Source organism: uncultured Sulfitobacter sp. (assembly GCF_964021855.1).
Lineage (GTDB): Bacteria > Pseudomonadota > Alphaproteobacteria > Rhodobacterales > Rhodobacteraceae > Sulfitobacter.
The window spans coordinates 1,213,254-1,231,278 of sequence record NZ_CAXHZD010000001.1; the positions used below are offsets into that span (position 1 = coordinate 1,213,254).

Below are 18,025 nucleotides of genomic sequence, written 5' to 3' on the forward strand. Positions count from 1 at the left end.
TTACGCGTTGATCGCGGCCAGAATATCGTCTGGACGGATCGGCAATTGGCGCATGCGTGCGCCGACCGCATTATAGATCGCATTGGCAATCGCAGGGGCGATCACGGTCGTGCCGGGTTCGCCCAGACCGACAGGCACCTCGGTACTGTCAACGAATTCGATCTCCATGTCAGGCGTGTCGATCATCCGCAGCGGCGTATAGGTGCCAAGGTTGCGGTCAACGACATTGCCATCTTCAAACAACGTTCCTTCGTACAGCGCCATCGACAGACCCCAGAGTGCTGCACCCTCGCATTGGGCGCGGGCACTATCAGGGTCAACGACGGTGCCACAGTCAAATGCCAGCCACATCTTTTGCACGTCAATTTCACCAGTCGCGCGATCAACGTGCAGCTTTACGGCACCGGCTGTCCAAGTTGGCATGCTGCGCGATTGGCCGAAGGTGGTGGCAATCCCGATGGCCGTGTCGGCGGGCAGATCGGTTGATCCATAGCCCGACATCTCGGCCACCTTTTGCAGAACGTTTGCCTGACGGGAAGCCCCGCCAACGGCATTCGGGGCAGACCCGGCATTATACCCTTGGGCCTTCAGGTGCTGAAGCCGGAAGTCCAGCGGATCGGTTTTGATCTGATGGGCCGCCTCGTCCATGAAACTTTCCACGGCAAAGTTCGTCCAGCCCGGCCCGACAGACCGCAGCCAGCCGGGGCGGAAGGTCTGGTTGGCCAGATCGTTAGAAATCGCCCGCACCTGATGCGCGCCCACCGAATACCAGTGATCGGCCCCATCAATCGCAAAGGGGTCATAAGGTTGGCCGTTCACACCATTGGGCATAAACGACGGCACCACGACACCCGTGGGCCAGCCCGCAGCGGCGTGATGTTCCATGCCGACGACCTGCTGATTGTCGTCAAAGGCCATGCGCAGTTTTTGCACGCTGGGCGAACGGGGGCTGTCGAATTGCGCGTCATCCTCGCGGAAGAACACCAGCTTGACCGGTTTGCCGCCAATCGCCTTTGAGGCAAGCGCCGCAGGCACCGTGTAATCGCCGTTCAGACGCCGGCCAAAGCCACCGCCCAACATATAGGTCCGCATCACGATCTTATCGACAGGCGCGTCGAGCGCTGCGGAAAGCGTGGGCAGAATAAGCGATTGCCATTGGTTGCCTGTGTGGATTTCCCAAATACCGTCTTGGTTCTGGAACGCGGTGGCGTTCACCGGCTCGAGCTGGAAATGCAAAACGGTCTGGGTGGTGTATTCAGCCTCGATCACATTTGCAGCCCCATCAAAGGCGGAAGTGGTATCAGGCGTTTCAGTGTGCAGAATGGCCCCAGCGGACGCATCACTGATCAACTCGCGGGACCGCGCGTTGATATCGGCCTCGGACACGCCAGCGGTTTCGCCTGCGTCCCATTTGACCGAAATCGCCTGCGACGCCCATTTGGCGGCCATCAGCGTTTCACCCAAAACAACGACCCAGCCCGGCACGGTGCCCGACGGATCATCCAGTGTCAGCGTTTGCAAGTACCCTTTGACGTCCTTGGCCGCGCTGTCATCAACGGAGGTGACCGATGATCCCAGACGTGTCGGCGGCAAAAGCGGCACGCCGTAAACCATCCCGTCAACCTTGGCATCCAGACCATAGATCGCCTGACCATTGGTCTTGGTCCCGATGTCCAGCGCGGTCACGTCCTTGCCGACCAAACGCAATTCCGAATGCGGCTTAAGCGGCAGCGCCTTCAGCTCGTCCTCGGTAAAGCTGCGGGTTAAACCGTCGCTGACCAGCTCGGCATAGGTGATGCTGTTGGTGCCATCTGTGATAGCCCCCTCGCGGGCCGTGCAGGTGGCTGGATCAACGCCCCATTTCTCGGCGGCGGCTTCGATCAGTGCAACACGTCCGGCGGCCCCGGCTTGGCGGTAAACCGGCCAGCTTTGCCAGACCGACCAACTGCCACCGGTGACCATAAGGCCCCATTTTTCGGCTGTGTCTACGTGGGTGATGTTGACGTTTTCCCACGCGACCTCAAGCTCGTCCGCGAGGATGCGCGCGATGGCGGTGCCGACGTGTTGGCCCATTTCAGCGCGGATGATGTTGACGTTCACCTTGCCCTCGCTGTCGATCCAATACCACAAGGACGGCTCGAAGGTTTCGCCGGTGGGTGCGACCGGCACACCGTCAGCGGCAGCGGGGTCCATCGCGGCAAGCGATGCGCGGGGGAACCCGAATGCAACGCCAGCGGCGGTCATCGAGACAAGGAAACCGCGACGGCTAAGCTCGGCCGGTTTGGCGGAATTGGTAAGGCGTGAAAGCAATTTATTACCCATTATCTTGCGCTCCTGTCATTGCGGTCGCAGCTTCGCGAACGGCTTTGCGAATGCGCGGATATGTCATGCACCGGCAAAGGTTGCCGGTCATGACGGCATCAATGTCGTCATCGGTGGGGTCGGGGATGTCTTGCAGCAATGCAGCGGCTTGCATAATTTGACCTGACTGACAGTAGCCACATTGCGGCACGCGCAAATTGCGCCATGCTTCTTGCACAGGGTGGTTGGATTGTTCATCCAGCCCTTCGATGGTGGTCACGCTGGTTCCGGCGACATCAGACAGTGGTGTGATGCACGACCGCGTAGCGCGCCCGCCAACGTGAACGGTGCAGGCCCCGCACATGCCGATACCGCAGCCAAATTTTGTACCCGTTAAACCGACTTCGTCACGGATGGCCCACAGCAGGGGTGTATCAGGATCTGCGTCGACGCTGACATCGCGCCCGTTGATCTGAAATTTTATCATCTTGTCTTCCTTTAGATTAGTGTGCGGTGGGACCGTTCACACGGATATCAGCAACCGTATCGGCCAGATTTGGCCAGTCGGGTTTGCCTGCGCGGTTGCTGCGCAGATAGGCGGCAATCGCGGTGATTTCGTCGTCGTTAAACGCGCCACGAAAGCCCGGCATCACAACGCCCGGAATACCCTCGGGGCCGTTAACGCCGTCCAGCATGACGTGGATCAGGTTATTGGGCTGCTCCATGTTGGTGGCAGAGTTGATGCCCAAGTCGGGACGGCCTTGGCGAATTTGCTCGACGTTATAGTGGCACGAGGCACAGGCCGTGGCGTAGAGCCGTTCGCCCAAGTCGCGGCGATACTGCGGGTCGGGTTGGTTGCTTTGCAAGCTGGCCAAGACGACTTCGCTTTGTGCTGGATCATCGTCGGTCGCGCCGACCTTGTCCGCTAGGTACACGGCCAATGCGTCCATGTCGCTTTCGGGCAATTCGCGCACGCCCTCATGCACAACCGGGCCCATGGGGCCAGCTGCGACGCCGTGATAGGTTGTTATGCCGTCAATCAGATATGTTTTGAATTCAGCCGCGGTCCAAGGTACGGCAGAGGCGTTGGCAGCTGTCAGGGCAGGGGCGTTCCAGCGGTCAATCTCGGCCCCGGCGTATTGCTGCGATTGTTTTTCGGCACCCAGCACGTTGCGTGGCGTGTGACATGCCCCGCAGTGGGTCAACCCCTCGGCCAGATAAGCGCCACGGTTCCAAGCATCCGAATGGTCGGTGTCAGGCTCGTATTGGCCAAAGTCAGCAAACAGCAACTTCCATCCGGCCTGCAAGAACCTTTGATCCAGCGGGAATGGCAGTTCGTTTTCTTTCTGAACGGTTTTGACCGGTTCGACCTCGGTCATGATGTAGGCATAGATTGCATCAACGTCTTCATCGGTCATTTTGGTAAAGTGATCATAGGGGAAGGCGGGGAAGAGATGACGGCCTTCGCGGTCGACACCTTCGTGCATGGCGCGGCGGAATGCGGCGGGGGAATATGACCCGATGCCGGTTTCCATGTCGGGGGTCAGGTTGGTGGAATAGATCGTGCCAAACCCGGTATCCATCGCATAGTTGCCCGCATATGCTGGGCCATCGGCGGCCGTGTGACAGGTGGCGCAATATCCAGCGGCGGCCAGAATGCGGCCCTTTTCGACGGTGTCAGGATCAAACTCATCCCGCTGATCGGCAGCGATCGGATCAATCGGCGACTTATACGCATAGACGCCAAACCCCAATGCCCCGATGACCCCTAGGGCAATAGCTCCGAGGAAGATTTTTTTCAGCATGGGGATATCCTTGATCTGTTGGCGCGCGTTTGGCTTGCGAGGGTGTTGAAAATTAACACCGCTGAGATCAACGAAGGGGATGCGCGGAAAGTTCCGAGAAATATCAAAAAGATAATTGGTATTTTGCGGGCATCCATACCCGCCCGATAACGGTGACCCTCCGTACGCCCAAGTAGGGTGCGGAGGGGTTGGTTGGACCCGCCGAAGTGACCGGTCTTTAGGCGGCTTGCGCCTCGGCCACGCGTTCCTTGCGCAGATAGGTGTGGTACAACACCGGCACCCCGATCAGGGTAAGCACCGAGGCAAAGCCAAGGCCCGCCATAATCGTCACAGCCATCGCGGCAAAGAACCCGTCATAAAGCAATGGGATCATACCAAGGATCGTCGTGCCGGCGGCCAAGATCACGGGGCGCAAACGCGAAACGCTGGCCTTGATGATCGCCTCTTTCTGGGGGAGCCCTTCGGCTTTCTGCACGTCGATTTCCTCGACCAGAACAATCGCGTTTTTGATCAGCATCCCTGACAGGGCCAGCAGCCCCAACAGCGCGGTAAAGCTGAACGCCAACCCTGTGAAGAGCAGACCCAAGGAGACACCGATGATAGACATCGGAACAATCGTCCAGATCACAGCAGTCTGACGCAGCTTGCCGAACAGCAGGATGGTGATCAGCAGCATTGTGCCAAAGCTGAGCGGCATTTGCTTGCCCAGCGATTCCTGCGCATTGCCTGCGCTTTCAAATTCACCGCCCCATTCGAGGGAATAGCCGGGTGGCAGTTCAATCGCCTCGATCTGGCTGCGAATTTCGGGAAAGACGGTTGGCGGGGTCAGACCATCGATGACGTTGGCGTTTACCGTAATCGTCTGCACCCGGTTACGCCGCTCGATCACGGGGTTCTGGGTCACGACCTCGAAACCGTCGATCACTTGGATCAGGGGCAGGTAATCCTGAATGGCGCCGGAATATACGATCTGATCCAACAGTTGACCGTCGCGCGCTGTTTCACTGCGCGGGGTGCGCACAATGATGTCGATCAGCCGGTCGCGTTCGCGGTACGTGCCTGCGGGAATGCCGTTGGTGGCCAGCGCAATTGCGTTGGATACATCACTGCGCGAAATGCCTGCGGCCTGCGCGCGATCCTCGGCATAAAGCGGTCTGGTCACGATCTCTTGCTCGCGCCAGTCGATGTATTCGCTGTGCAGATTTGGCGTCGCGGTGGCAAGGATTTCCTTGGCCTCGTTGGCCAATTCCCGCAGCACATTCGCATCTGGCCCCGAAAACCGTGCCGCGATATCTGAACTGACGGGCGGGCCAAAGATGATCCGTTTCGATTGCAGTTCGGCCCAAGGCAGTGTGTTGATCACGAATTGATCCAGATCGGCCCGCAAGGCGGGGATGGCGTCGTTGGTTTTCGCGCGGATCACCAGCTGCGCAAAAGAGCTGTCGGAATCCGGTGCCGCATAGGTCAGCATAAATCGGCTAAGCCCTTTGCCAATCGTGGTGGTCACGGCATCGACATCGTCGCGCGCGGCCAGCCAGTCTTCGACGATTTTCACATCTTCCGAAGTCGTCTCGATCGAAGTGCCCTGCGCGCCCTTGTATTCAAGATAGAACAGCGGCGTGGTGGCGGGCGGAAAGAACTGCTGCTTGACGCTGCCAAATGCGATGACGCTGGCGACTGTGGTGCCGAGCAGGGCGGCAATCACCAGCCAGCGCACCTTGAGCGCCGACCGAACAAGCCAGCCATAGCTGCGGAAAACCGGCCCGTCATAGCCGCTGTCATCAGCAGCCAGCCCGCCGACCTTGAACATATAATGCCCCAGCAACGGCGTGATCGTCACAGCGACCAGCCACGATAGCATCAGCGAAATGGTGATCACGGCGAACAGCGAGAACATGAACTCGCCCGACGCATCCGGCGAAAGCCCGATCCCGGCAAAGGCCATGACGCCGATCACAGTCGCCCCCAATAGTGGTATCTGCGTCTTGTTTGCGGCGCTGTCAGCGGCATCTTTCGACGACCGCCCTTTGCGCATATCTTGTTGCATGCCTTCTGCGATCACGATGGCATTATCCACCAACATCCCCATCGCGATGATCAACGCACCCAGACTGATCCGTTCAACTTTGACCTCGAACAGGTACATGAAAAAGAACGTCGCCAGAACGGTCAGCAACAGGGAAACCCCTACAACAACCGCTGCGCGCGGGCCCATAAAGATGGCGAGAACCGCAATCACCACACCCACAGAAAGCGCGAGCGAGACGAGGAAACTGCCGTTGGATTCCTCAACAACGCGGTGTTGTTCGTAAATCGGTTCTATCGTGACACCGATGGGCAACATCGTTTGCAGCTTTTCCAATTCGGCCTCGACCCGGTGGCCGACTGCCACGATGTTTTCGGACGACAGGCCGGATACGCCCATGGAGAATATCTCGTGCCCATTGTGGCGCAGTATATGTTCCGGCTCGTCAACGCGGCCGCGGCTCACGCTGGCAATATCAAGCAGGTTCATCACCTCGCCCTGAAAACCGAAGGTAAGGCCGCTAATCTCGCTGACGCTGTCCTCGGCCGAGGGGGCCGCCACGCGCAGATTATTGGTCCCGTTCGATACAAAGCCGGTTGGGTTAATCTCGGTAGAGGCGCTGATCGCCCCGATGATCAGGCTGGGATCAACGCCAAGCGACGATAGAATTTGCGATGAAGGCTCAACGAATATGGCCTCTTCGGGCAGTCCTTGGATCTGGACATTTGCCACACCATCGACGGTCAATAGGTTGCGGCGCAGATATGTTGATATCTCCCAGATTTCCGCATCGGTAAAGCCCGGGGCCGACACCGCGTATAAAATGCCGTAAACATCGCCAAAGTCATCATTCACGGTCGAGGGTAAAGCACTCTCCGGCAGGTCTGCCCGCGCATCCGAGACGCGGTCGCGCAGATCGTCCCAGACCTGAATAAGCTCATCCCCGCCATATGTGTCCTGAACCTCGACCTCGATCACCGACAGGCCGTGGGTATTGCGCGATGTGACCTTTTTGATCTCGTCCATCTGCTGGATTTCAGCCTCCAGTACCTCGGAAACTTCTGTCGAAACCTCGGCGGCATCCGCGCCGGGGTAGGGGGTGATGACCAGCGCGCTTTTCAGCGTGAATGTGGGGTCTTCGAGCTTGCCAACGGACAAATAGCCAAAGGCCCCGCCAAACAGTGCAAACAAAATGAATATCCAAGTGTAGATTGGATACTGAATCGAAAAGCGTGCAATTTTCATCAGATCAATCCGCGCTTAGCCCGGCATAGGGCCGTACTGTTTCGCCAGCGCGTAGCAGATGCGCGCCCGCAGCGACGATTTGTGTATCAGGGTCCAGCCCGGACAGCGTGATGTCGGTGCCGGTAACCGATCCGATTTCGACGTCTTGCCAATCAACCGTGCCGGTTTTCGCGTCATTGGCTGGGGTGTAAACCATCACTTTGGTGGTGTCGCCGTCGATCGTTACCGCAGACGGCGGCACGATTGCGATAGGGCTATGGGCGGCATCCATCGTCGCAGTAACTGTCATCGACGCGCCGGGAATGATCGCAGGGCTGACTATATCATCTGGCAGGGCAAAGGTGACGCGGTAGCTTTGGCCGATGCTTTGGGTTTCCGCGTTGAATTCACGCAGCTCAAGCGGGACCTCGGTGGCGAAGAGCGGGGACACACCGGTAAAGGTCAGGCCGCCCGTCGCATCACGTTGCTGGAACAGCCGCTCGGGCACGTCAATTTCCACACGTACTTCGGACATGTCATGCAGACGCACGATGGCCTGACCGGGAGACACATTGGCAAAGTTCGGGGTCAATCGCGATGCGACCAGCGCGCGGAAAGGAACGATTAATGTGGCATCATCCAAGTCGTCTTGCGCTTCTTCCAAGGCAACCTCGGCAAGATCGCGGGTGGTCTTGGAATCCTCAACCTGCGTTTCGGCGACGGTGTTGGACTGGGCCAGCTTTTGCGACCGGACATAATCGCGTTCTGATTGTTCTAACTGCAGCCGCGCACGCTCAACGGCGCGCTCAAAAGGGGCACGATCTAGTGCGGCGATCTGTGTGCCGGCCTCGATAAATTCGCCTTCTTGGGCATCGAAGGAGACCAGTCGCCCCCCAACCTCAAAGGATACGTCGACGGTTTCCTTGGCGACGATCTGCCCGAAAAAGACCCGTTTGTCTGGCTGTGCAGATCCGCTTGGCGTGATCAGTTTCACCGCCCGCATCGGTGCCGGATCCCCCGACGGCGTCAAAACAGCCGCGTCTTGGGCGAAACTTGCCAACGGTAAAAGACAGATAATTGCGGTTAAAACAGGTTTAATCATGCCGGGCTCCTGATGAGTACTGGCTGGTACTTAAACCGTTTGACATCATGTGCAAGGCAACTAAGTACTGTTTAGTACTTTGAGTGCGATAAAAATACAATTTGGTGTAGTTATGTGTATGGTTTCTGCCGAGGTTAGAATTTTGAATGCGGCCCGTGATTTGTTTTTTCAACACGGGTTTTCCGACGTGTCCACCGATATGCTGGCACGAGAGGCAGCTGTGTCAAAGGCCACTATTTATAGATATTTTGAGAATATGACCGACATCCTGCGCCGTCTGACCGAGGTCGAGACGGCCAAGATCAGCGGTGCGGATCAGCCGAAAATTGAAACGCGCGAGTGCCTGAAAATCGAATTGACGCAATTTGGCCTGCGCTTGCTAAATTTTTTGAATTTGAGCGATACAATCGAATTTGGCCGCCTCATTCACGAGGAAGCGCGCAAGAATCCTGACATGGGCCAAGCCTTTTTTCTGACCGCATATGGTAAAACGCATGAAGCTCTTACTCGGATTATCCAAGAGGCCGCCGATAACGGTTTGTTGACCTTATCGGCAACGTCGCAGGACATTGCCGAGGATCTAATGGCGTTGTTCACAGGGTGTGGCATGACACGTGCGATGCTGGGCATCTGCGACGTTCCTTTTGATTGCTTAGATCGCAACGTCGATCGCGCAGTGCACACCATAATGACGGTATACGCGACGAAAGGCTGAGACCCAGCTTTCGATGCGTTGGCGATTTTTCGCGAAAAACGGGAAATTGTTTAATCCGACTAATTTTGTCGGATTGACATACCTTACTAAATAAATCAGGAAAGACCTCATGCAAGCCATCCCGATTCCGATTGCGGTTCTGGCAATAGATTCGACAAGCGAGGTCTTTTTTGAAATGTTATTCACGGCACCACTGGTATCCTTGAACTTTGGCGCACACATCAGCGCGCCAAGCAAACGCCCAGTCTTTGCAGGAGCAGCCTCATGAGCCTTCAGCAAAGCCCGCCCCAGACGACAGCACATCAATCTGCGTTGCCAACCTATGATGCCCGCGACCTGACCCAAAGCGGCGAGCTGGCGCATATCGTTTTGGAAGAGCAAATCTATACGTTGCGGATCACCCGCGCTGGCAAATTGATTTTAACGAAATGACAGAGCCACGGCAAAATCGCGGTGGCGCGCCGGTTGGCTATGTGACCGAGCTTGATCATATCGGCGCGGCATCCGTCATCTTTTTGCGGCTTTGGTCAGATGGCGCGGATGCGCAGGCTAAGGTCTGGAAAGACCTTTCGGCGGCATTGGGCCCGGTGAGGGGCCGCAAGGCGCTGCAATCCTTTGAACAGCTGTGCAACCTATGTGCCCGCCACGGGCGCAGGCCGCTGATGCGCCATTCGGTGCAGTGCAAATGCCTTGGTGCAGACGAATCCTGCTTCGCGAATTTCGTCACATCGGCGGCAGATGGCGAACACGAAGACGCGATGCTGATTGCGACTTTACTCGTTCGGGCTGACGTGGCACCGCTTATCGTATCCTGTGCTGCCGATTTCGGCTTGGCGCTAAAGCGGATGCATCTGGCAACCGCGCCAATCCCGACAGCCTACCCCACAACCTTACATTAAAGGGACAGTCCCATGACGCGTATGACATTTATGACAACAGTCGCCGCACTGACGCTCGCGACACCTGCATTGGCAGTAGAAAAGTCCGAGGTGCTCAACACCTATGTCACGATCGCGCAGGCCAATTATCAGGACAGCTTGATCACAGCCGAGCGCCTGCAAACAGCCGTGAATGCATTGCTTGATGATCCTTCCGCTGAAAACCTGACCGCCGCGCGTGCGGCCTGGCTTGAGGCGCGCGTACCTTACCAGCAGACCGAGGTTTACCGCTTTGGCAATGCCATCGTCGATGACTGGGAGGGTAAGGTGAATGCTTGGCCGCTGGACGAGGGGCTGATCGATTATGTTGATGCGTCTTATGGTGGTGCGTCGGACGAGAACGAATTCGCGGTCCTGAACGTCGTGGCAAGCCCCAAGTTCACATTGTCCGGCAAGGACATCGACGCCACCGCGATCACACCCGCGCTGTTGTCAGAGACGTTACACGAAGCGGACGGTATCGAATCCAACGTCGCCACAGGGTATCACGCAATTGAATTTCTGCTGTGGGGCCAAGACCTGAATGGCAATGACCACGGCGCGGGCGACCGTTCTTGGACGGATTATGCCACGGGCGATGACTGCACAAACGGCAACTGTGACCGTCGCGGTGCCTATCTGAAAGCCGCGACCGATCTGCTGGTATCTGATCTTGAATGGATGACCGCTCAATGGGCCGATGACGGTGCCGCGCGCACGACGCTTTTGGCCGACGAGAATGCAGGTTTGGCGGCAATGCTGACCGGTATGGGGTCGCTGTCCTATGGCGAACAGGCGGGTGAACGCATGCGTCTGGGGCTTATGCTGAACGACCCCGAAGAAGAACATGACTGCTTTTCGGACAACACCCATAACAGCCACTACTACGATGGGATGGGCGTGCAAAACGTCTATCTTGGCGAATATGTGCGCGTTGACGGCACGTTGGTATCCGGTCCGTCGCTGTCCGATATGGTTGCCGAAGCGGATGCTGGCCTTGACGCAGAAATGCTCAGCAAGCTGAGCAGGACGATGATGGCCTTGGGCCGCATTAAAACGGCAGCCGAGGCCGGTTTTTCCTATGATCAGATGCTCGAGCGCGGCAACGAAGCAGGCGAAGCGCTGGTCATGGGCGGTGTAAATGGCCTGATTGATCAGACCCGTTCGATTGAGCGCGTGGTGAAAACTCTTGGTCTTGATCAAATCGCATTTGAAGGCTCAGACAGCCTTGATGATCCAAACGCAGTGTTCCAATAAGCGGCTCGGTCAGCCCTTGTAACAAGCTGACCGATTAAAATTAAAAATCTGGATAATAACGATGAAAACGACAGTATTTTTGGCGGCACTTGGTGCCGTTGGTATCACAGGTGTGACAGCCGCATCCGCGCAACAAATCGGGTTCGAGTGGGAAGGCAGCGTCGAGATCGGCGTTGATAGCACGGTATCTTCTGATGACGCATCGGCCGAACTGACCGACACTTATGTGTCGATCTCAGCCGCGTTCGAGGCCGCATTGACCAATCGTATTACCGCCTTTGGTGGGCTTACGCTTGAATCCGTCACCGATGCCGTAGACAGCCGCGAGCTGGACGATCTGGGCCTTTACGTCAGCGAGTTGGGCCTGCGGTTTGATCTGGGCGGCGCGACCGTTTCCGCGGGTAAGATCAGCCCTGTATTCGGTGTGGCATGGGATGCAGCACCGGGTTTCTATGGCACATCACTGGCCGAGGATTACGAACTGGCCGAGATGATCGGCCTGCGGGCAGACACCGAATTGGCCAGCACAGGCGGTGTGTTGTCCTTTGCGCTGTTCTATGCGGATGATACTTTCCTAAGCGATAGCGTCGGGACAAAGCGGGGCCGCAATTCCGTGGCGGCGGGCGGTGCTGGCAACACGGGAAAACTCAACAACTTTGCCATTCAGTACAGCCAAGAAATCGGTTCTGGCACCGGATGGGTTGGCCTGCGGAAACTGTCCGCAGGGACGGGCGACGCATCAAACGAAAACGGCATCATCGCCGGTATGGCCCAAGATTTGGGCAACGGTTTTGAAACGCTCATTGAGGTGGCGCATTTCAGCGGCGCGGGCGGCAATGACGAAAACGCGACATATGCCACATTGGGCGGTGCCTATGCCATGGGCGATTGGACGTTCTCCTCCACCGGGACCATCGTCGATCGGGAGGCCGGTACCGATAGCATGATTGCATTGGGTGCAGACCGCGTCTTGACCGAAAATTCCGAGATCAACTTTGGACTGGCACGTTTTGATGTCGATGGGGTCAAATCGACTTCCGTCGGTCTGGCGGCAGTGGTATCGTTCTAGAAAGTTTTAACAATTGTTTGCACCCCTTCAACATTCCAGACGCTGCCCGGCCATGATGGCGCTTGTGGGGCAGTTATGGGCGGGCAAGCATTTGTTACCCTAGTTAAGAGCAGTGAAAGACCAGATGCCTCACTTGAAAGTTCATAGTTTAATAATGATCGCAAGTGGGGTGATGATGGCGGCGGTTCTGGGAACCGCCGCCATTTCTGATCAAGGGGGGTGGGGTCTGGGTGATCCGCATCTGAACGTTATCCCCAGAACACCCCAAGAAGCCGCACGCATTTCGGATGTGACGGCCCTGACCGATGATTTCTCCAAACCGCAACGGTTCGAGGATAAGCCGGCCGGTGCTGCCACCGTGCGTGCGCGCAAGGATGCTGATGCGTTTTCGCAACCGTCGGGCAACATCAGCTTTGAGGACGAACTGACGTTCAAAGTGGGCAACGGATTGTTCCGCAAGCTTTGGGTGTCTGCGCCGTCTTCTACGCTTGCGTCTGATGGGCTTGGCCCGCTGTTTAATGCGCGGTCGTGCCAACGCTGCCACCTAAAAGACGGGCGCGGGCATCCCCCGGAAAATGCCGAGGATAACGCGATTTCGATTTTCCTGCGCGTGTCGATCCCCGGCACGGCCGAGGATGCAGTGGCCGACATTCAGGGCTATTTCGCGACCCTGCCGGACCCGACCTATGGCACGCAATTGCAGGATTTCGCGGTGCAGGGATACAGCGCTGAATACAGCCTTGGGATCAGCTATCAAGAACAGCCCGTCGAATTGGCAGACGGCACGATTGTCAGCTTGCGTGCGCCAACCTACAGCGCGGAAAATCTGGGCTATGGCCCCTTGCACCCCGACGCGATGCTCAGCCCACGGGTCGCGCCGCAGATGATCGGCCTTGGCCTGATCGAAGCGATCCCGGCGCAAGATATCCTTGCCGGTGCCGACCCTGATGATCTGGATGGGGACGGTATATCGGGTCGTCCGAACGTTGTGATGTCAGCAGTGTATCAGCAACCGATGCTGGGCCGCTTCGGGCTAAAGGCAGGGGCACCCACTGTGCTGGAACAATCTGCGGCAGCCTTTGCAGGTGACATCGGCATTTCGTCGCCGCTGCACCCGTCGGGGGCCGGGGAATGCACCCAAGCGCAAACCGATTGCCAAGCCGCCATTCACGGGGACGGCGACGACCGCGTCTATGAAATTGACGCTGAGGGGCTGGATCTGGTGGCATTCTACAGCCGTAATCTGGGCGTTCCAGCGCGGCGGGGCGTGGATGATCCGCAGGTTTTGCAGGGTAAGAAAGTGTTTTACGAAACAGGCTGCACCACCTGCCACACGCCCAGCTTTGTGACCCACAGATTGCAAGGCCAGCCAGAGCAAAGCTTTCAGCTGATCTGGCCCTTTACCGATTTGCTATTGCACGACATGGGGCCGGGCCTTGCCGATAACCGCCCCGAAGCGCGGGCATCGGGCAGCGAATGGCGCACGGCCCCGTTGTGGGGCATCGGCTTGACACAGCAGGTCAGCGGGCACACGTATTTCCTGCATGACGGTCGCGCGCGGTCGATCCTTGAGGCCGTCTTGTGGCACGGCGGCGAGGCGCAAACCCAGCGTGACGCAGTCGTTGAAATGCCCACCGCAGACCGTGACGCGCTGATCGCCTATTTGGAGAGTTTATGAGACGCATTTTATTGATCGCATTCGCCGTCGCCGCGCCCTGTATTGCAGCCGCGCAAGATGCTGATCCATTGGTGACCAAAGTCATCGACACGCATATCTTGCCAAGGTTCGAGACATTGGCAAAAACCTCTGATCAGTTGGCAGATGCAGCCGCGACAGACTGCACGCCAACTTCTGAACCTTTGCGCGCAGCCTATGGCGATGCGTTCGATGCGTGGGTCGCGGTCAGCCATTTGCGCTTTGGCCCGACTGAAGTGGACGACCGCGCGTTTGCATTGGCGTTCTGGCCTGACAGCCGGGGTTTGACGCCGCGCACGCTTGCCACCTTGATCGCTGACCAAGACCCGGTCATCGCAACACAGCAGGCGTTTTCCCAAGTGTCGATTGCGGGGCGGGGGTTCTATGCGATGGAATTCTTGCTGTATGATGATGTGCTTAGCACGGCAGGGGATGCCGCCTATCACTGTGCGTTGGTGCAAGCGGTCGCGACGGATATTGCTGCCACAACAACGGCAATTTTGACAGACTGGCAGGGCGATTATGGGGCCCGCATGCTGAACCCCGGCCCGACGGGGACCTACCGGTCGCAAGAGGAAACGGTGCAAGAACTGTTCAAAGCGTTGACCACGGGGTTGGAGTTCACATCGGACACGCGGCTCGGACGGCCCTTGGGCAGCTTTGACAAACCGCGCCCCACAAGGGCCGAGGTCTGGCGCTCTGGCCGTTCCGCCCGCCATGTGAAGATCAGCCTTGAGAACCTTGAAAACCTAATGATGCTTTTGGTGGGGGATAATGCGGATCTTGCTGCACGGTCAGAGCATGCGTTTGAGAGTGCGTTTTCTAAACTCAGCGCCTTGAATGATCCGGTTTTTGCCGGTGTCGCATCGCCGCAAACCCGTTTGAAGATCGAAGTCGTACAGCAATCTGTCGATGCCATTCGCGATATTGCGCGGGCGGAGTTGGGACCGACATTGGGTGTCGCCGCCGGCTTTAACGCGCTGGACGGGGATTGATATGCAGGCCAACCGCCGGCGATTTTTGGGCGGCTTGCTGGCGGCGGGCCTGATCCCGAAACCGACATGGGCAGATGCGGGTGGTCCGGCCTATCTGGCCGCAGGGGCCAAGCCCGACGGGTCATTCGCCCTGTGCGGGATCGGCAAGGCGTTGGACATCACATTTGAAATTCCGCTGCCCGCCCGTGGTCATGCTGCTGCTGCGCACCCGGTCCGCCCCGAAGCCGTTGCATTCGCACGGCGCCCGGGCACCTTTGCCCTTGTGATCGATTGTGTTTCGGGTGCCGTCAAGGCGCAGTTACATTCGCCCGAGGGGCGGCATTTTTATGGCCACGGCGCATTTTCCCAGGACGGCGATTGGCTGTTCACGACCGAGAATGATTATGAACAGGGGCAAGGACGCATTGGCGTTTGGGACGTTCGCAAGGGCTATACCCGCGTTGGTGAGTTTCACAGTGGCGGTGTCGGGCCACATGATATCAAGCGTTTGCCCGCGTCGGATATTCTGGTGGTCGCAAATGGTGGGATCGACACACACCCCGATTCCGGTCGCGTGAAACTGAACATCGCCACGATGCAGCCAAACCTGACCTATCTGGATCAAGGCGAGATCGTTGAGGTCGCGGAACTGCCGTCTGAAATGCATAAAAATTCGATCCGTCATTTGGCGATTGGGCCAGATGGTGAGGTTGCGTTCGGTATGCAATGGCAAGGCGATGCCCAGATGTCGGCCCTGATTGGGCAGCACCGGCAAGGGCAAGCCATTCAGTTGATCGGCGCGGATGAGGAGGATCAAGCCCGCGCATTGGACGGATATATCGGCAGTATTGCCTATTCCAGAAATGGTAAAAGGATTGCGGTGACATCGCCCCGAGGCGGGGTCGTGCATCAATACGACGCAAATGAACTGACGTTTGACCAGATGTTTGAACTGCCAGATGTGTGTGGCGTCGCCCCCCAAGATCGCGGTTTCGCGATCACATCGGGTAGGGGGGATATTGGCAGTCTTGGCAGCGCGGGGGCCGCCTTTGCCCAGTCAGATGCGCTACGGTGGGACAATCACTTGGTCGAGATCTGAGGGCGGGAAGCGGCGTTGGCCAATGCCACGCCACTTGGCTAGGGCCGGTCGGGGAGAGGTACGACGCCTGCTTTACTCTCACCCGGTGTCTCGTTGCATTAGGCGCAGGGCGATTCACCCGAAATCATACCGGTATCGGCCCACGCTATTGCAGCTTTCTTCAGAATCGTGGTGAATGATCGTCGCGCAGACGCCTTGACCCGCATTCGGAGAAATACCTTGGATCAGTTTGACTATGTAATCGTCGGCGCGGGGTCGGCAGGGTCTGTTTTGGCCAACCGGCTGACGACCTGCGGCAAGTTCCGCGTGCTGCTGCTTGAGGCCGGGGGATCAGATCTCAACCCTTGGGTCCAGATGCCCATCGGTTATGGCAAAGTGTATTACGACAAGCGGGTGAACTGGAAATACACAACCGAACCGGTTCCCGGTCTTGGTGACCAGCGGTCCTATTGGCCGCGCGGCAAGGTGCTGGGGGGATCAAGTTCGATCAACGCAATGGTCTATGTGCGTGGCCACCCCCGTGATTACGCGGAATGGAGTGCGGTGGCACCCGGATGGGGCTGGGATGACATCGCCCCGGTCTTTCGCCGCATGGAAGATTGGGATGGCCCAATAAGCGAAGTACGCGGAGTTGGCGGCCCCCTCGCGGTCCATGACGTCACCGACGAAGTGCACCCGTTGACCCGAACCTATCTTGAAGGGGCCGCGCAGGCGGGTATCCCGACCAACCGCGACTATAACGGCCCCGATATGGAAGGGGCTGCCTGCTATCAGATCACGACCAAAGGCGGCTATCGCGCGTCGGCGTCGCGCAGCTATCTTAGCCCTGCCAAAAAGCGCGGGAATCTTGAGCTGCGCACCAAGGCCCATGTCACGCGGGTCTTAATGGAGGGTACCCGCGCTGTGGGGGTTGAATACCGGCGGGGCGGGCAAACCCACAAAGTGCGGGCAGGGGCGGAGGTTATCCTATGCGGTGGCGCGATCAATTCGCCGCAATTGCTGCAACTGTCGGGCATCGGACCGGGGGCCGTGTTGCAACAGCACGGCATCAATGTGGTGTCCGACGCGTCGCAAGTGGGGCGTAATCTTCGGGATCATTTGGGCAGCGATAACCTGTATGTATCGCGCGTGCCCAGCCTGAATCAGGAATTGGGCCCGCTGCTGGGCAAGGCGAAAGCCGCGTTGCAGTATGCGATTGCGCGCAAGGGCCCGCTGTCACTTAGCCTTAATCAGGGGGGCGGTTTTGTACGTGTCTCGGACGATTCGGACGGGCCGGATTTGCAGCTGTATTTTTCGCCCGTCAGCTATACCCGCGCGCCGGTTGGCGTCCGGCCTTTGATGAACCCCGATCCGTTTGCGGGTTTCTTGATGGGGTTCAACCCCTGCAAGCCAACCAGTGTCGGGCATCTGCAGATCAAATCACCCGATCCCATGGATGCCCCCGAAATGCACCCCAACTATCTGGATACGGAATACGACTGTGCCATGATGCTGGCGGGTACCAAACTGATGCGCGACATCGCCGGAACTGCCGCGATGAAAGCAGTCATCGAAAGCGAGCTTTATCCGGGGCCGGACGTGGTCAGCGACGCAGATATCTTGGCGTATAACCGGCAAAAAGCGTGGACGGTTTTCCACCAGTGTTCGACCTGCCGGATGGGCGGCGATCCCGCCACCTCCGTGGTTGATCCACGGCTTAGGGTGCATGGCATTCAGGGGTTGCGGGTCGCGGATGCGTCGATCTTTCCAACAATTCCAACCGGTAATACCAACGCGCCTGCCATCATGGTGGGGGAAAAAGCATCGGATATCATCCTCTCCGACGCGCAGCGATAAAAGG

General features: G+C 57.9%; 14 protein-coding genes. 9 read left to right on the forward strand and 5 right to left on the reverse strand.

Annotated elements, in window-relative coordinates; translation table 11 throughout:
* From AADJ11_RS05870 to AADJ11_RS05890, 5 genes are all read right to left on the reverse strand, one after another.
* Window positions 1-2,322 carry a molybdopterin cofactor-binding domain-containing protein gene (locus tag AADJ11_RS05870; RefSeq protein ID WP_341233590.1) on the reverse strand — a complete coding sequence of 774 codons (2,322 nt, stop codon included), beginning with the start codon at window positions 2,320-2,322 and terminating at the stop codon, window positions 1-3.
* Window positions 2,315-2,788, reverse strand: a complete 474-nt coding sequence (locus AADJ11_RS05875) for a (2Fe-2S)-binding protein (RefSeq protein WP_341233591.1) — start codon at window positions 2,786-2,788, stop codon at window positions 2,315-2,317. Before AADJ11_RS05875 ends, AADJ11_RS05870 begins: the two co-directional genes overlap by 8 nt.
* Before the next feature lie 16 nt (window positions 2,789-2,804).
* Window positions 2,805-4,106 (reverse strand): cytochrome c, encoded by a 1,302-nt coding sequence (locus AADJ11_RS05880; protein ID WP_341233592.1) that lies wholly within the window; start codon window positions 4,104-4,106, stop codon window positions 2,805-2,807.
* 217 nt (window positions 4,107-4,323) lie between these two features.
* Complete coding sequence (locus tag AADJ11_RS05885) at window positions 4,324-7,377, reverse strand: efflux RND transporter permease subunit (RefSeq protein ID WP_341233593.1); 3,054 nt, start codon at window positions 7,375-7,377, stop codon at window positions 4,324-4,326.
* 4 nt (window positions 7,378-7,381) lie between these two features.
* Complete coding sequence (locus tag AADJ11_RS05890) at window positions 7,382-8,458, reverse strand: efflux RND transporter periplasmic adaptor subunit (RefSeq protein WP_341233594.1); 1,077 nt, start codon at window positions 8,456-8,458, stop codon at window positions 7,382-7,384.
* Window positions 8,459-8,576: 118 nt separating this feature from the next.
* On the opposite strand from AADJ11_RS05890, the gene AADJ11_RS05895 reads away from it, so the two are divergent.
* The 9 genes from AADJ11_RS05895 (at window position 8,577) to AADJ11_RS05935 (ending at window position 18,021) form a co-directional block, all read left to right on the forward strand.
* A complete protein-coding gene (locus AADJ11_RS05895; RefSeq protein WP_341233675.1) occupies window positions 8,577-9,173 on the forward strand; it encodes a TetR/AcrR family transcriptional regulator in 597 nt (198 codons plus the stop codon).
* Window positions 9,174-9,437: 264 nt separating this feature from the next.
* On the forward strand, window positions 9,438-9,605 hold the full coding sequence (locus tag AADJ11_RS05900; RefSeq protein WP_341233595.1) for a hemin uptake protein HemP: 168 nt from the start codon (window positions 9,438-9,440) through the stop codon (window positions 9,603-9,605).
* Window positions 9,602-10,072, forward strand: coding sequence for a hypothetical protein (locus AADJ11_RS05905; RefSeq protein WP_341233596.1), 471 nt, complete (start codon window positions 9,602-9,604; stop codon window positions 10,070-10,072). The genes AADJ11_RS05900 and AADJ11_RS05905 overlap by 4 nt, the downstream gene beginning before the upstream one ends.
* A 12-nt stretch (window positions 10,073-10,084) precedes the next feature.
* A complete protein-coding gene (locus AADJ11_RS05910) occupies window positions 10,085-11,347 on the forward strand; it encodes an imelysin family protein (RefSeq protein ID WP_341233597.1) in 1,263 nt (420 codons plus the stop codon).
* 61 nt (window positions 11,348-11,408) lie between these two features.
* On the forward strand, window positions 11,409-12,416 hold the full coding sequence (locus AADJ11_RS05915) for a hypothetical protein (protein WP_341233598.1): 1,008 nt from the start codon (window positions 11,409-11,411) through the stop codon (window positions 12,414-12,416).
* A gap of 175 nt (window positions 12,417-12,591) precedes the next feature.
* Complete coding sequence (locus AADJ11_RS05920) at window positions 12,592-14,094, forward strand: di-heme oxidoredictase family protein (protein ID WP_341233676.1); 1,503 nt, start codon at window positions 12,592-12,594, stop codon at window positions 14,092-14,094.
* On the forward strand, window positions 14,091-15,107 hold the full coding sequence (locus tag AADJ11_RS05925) for an imelysin family protein (RefSeq protein ID WP_341233599.1): 1,017 nt from the start codon (window positions 14,091-14,093) through the stop codon (window positions 15,105-15,107). Before AADJ11_RS05920 ends, AADJ11_RS05925 begins: the two co-directional genes overlap by 4 nt.
* A 1-nt stretch (window position 15,108) precedes the next feature.
* Window positions 15,109-16,185 (forward strand): DUF1513 domain-containing protein, encoded by a 1,077-nt coding sequence (locus AADJ11_RS05930; RefSeq protein WP_341233600.1) that lies wholly within the window; start codon window positions 15,109-15,111, stop codon window positions 16,183-16,185.
* 219 nt (window positions 16,186-16,404) lie between these two features.
* Window positions 16,405-18,021 (forward strand): GMC family oxidoreductase N-terminal domain-containing protein, encoded by a 1,617-nt coding sequence (locus tag AADJ11_RS05935; RefSeq protein WP_341233601.1) that lies wholly within the window; start codon window positions 16,405-16,407, stop codon window positions 18,019-18,021.
* The last annotated feature ends 4 nt before the right edge of the window (window positions 18,022-18,025 follow it).

Coding starts and splice junctions, on each gene's coding strand:
- AADJ11_RS05870 (WP_341233590.1), bottom strand. CDS start 2,322: ATGGGTAATAAATTGCTTTCACGCCTTACCAATTCCGCCAAACCGGCC.
- AADJ11_RS05875 (WP_341233591.1), bottom strand. CDS start 2,788: ATGATAAAATTTCAGATCAACGGGCGCGATGTCAGCGTCGACGCAGAT.
- AADJ11_RS05880 (WP_341233592.1), bottom strand. CDS start 4,106: ATGCTGAAAAAAATCTTCCTCGGAGCTATTGCCCTAGGGGTCATCGGG.
- AADJ11_RS05885 (WP_341233593.1), bottom strand. CDS start 7,377: ATGAAAATTGCACGCTTTTCGATTCAGTATCCAATCTACACTTGGATA.
- AADJ11_RS05890 (WP_341233594.1), bottom strand. CDS start 8,458: ATGATTAAACCTGTTTTAACCGCAATTATCTGTCTTTTACCGTTGGCA.
- AADJ11_RS05895 (WP_341233675.1), top strand. CDS start 8,577: ATGGTTTCTGCCGAGGTTAGAATTTTGAATGCGGCCCGTGATTTGTTT.
- AADJ11_RS05900 (WP_341233595.1), top strand. CDS start 9,438: ATGAGCCTTCAGCAAAGCCCGCCCCAGACGACAGCACATCAATCTGCG.
- AADJ11_RS05905 (WP_341233596.1), top strand. CDS start 9,602: ATGACAGAGCCACGGCAAAATCGCGGTGGCGCGCCGGTTGGCTATGTG.
- AADJ11_RS05910 (WP_341233597.1), top strand. CDS start 10,085: ATGACGCGTATGACATTTATGACAACAGTCGCCGCACTGACGCTCGCG.
- AADJ11_RS05915 (WP_341233598.1), top strand. CDS start 11,409: ATGAAAACGACAGTATTTTTGGCGGCACTTGGTGCCGTTGGTATCACA.
- AADJ11_RS05920 (WP_341233676.1), top strand. CDS start 12,592: ATGGCGGCGGTTCTGGGAACCGCCGCCATTTCTGATCAAGGGGGGTGG.
- AADJ11_RS05925 (WP_341233599.1), top strand. CDS start 14,091: ATGAGACGCATTTTATTGATCGCATTCGCCGTCGCCGCGCCCTGTATT.
- AADJ11_RS05930 (WP_341233600.1), top strand. CDS start 15,109: ATGCAGGCCAACCGCCGGCGATTTTTGGGCGGCTTGCTGGCGGCGGGC.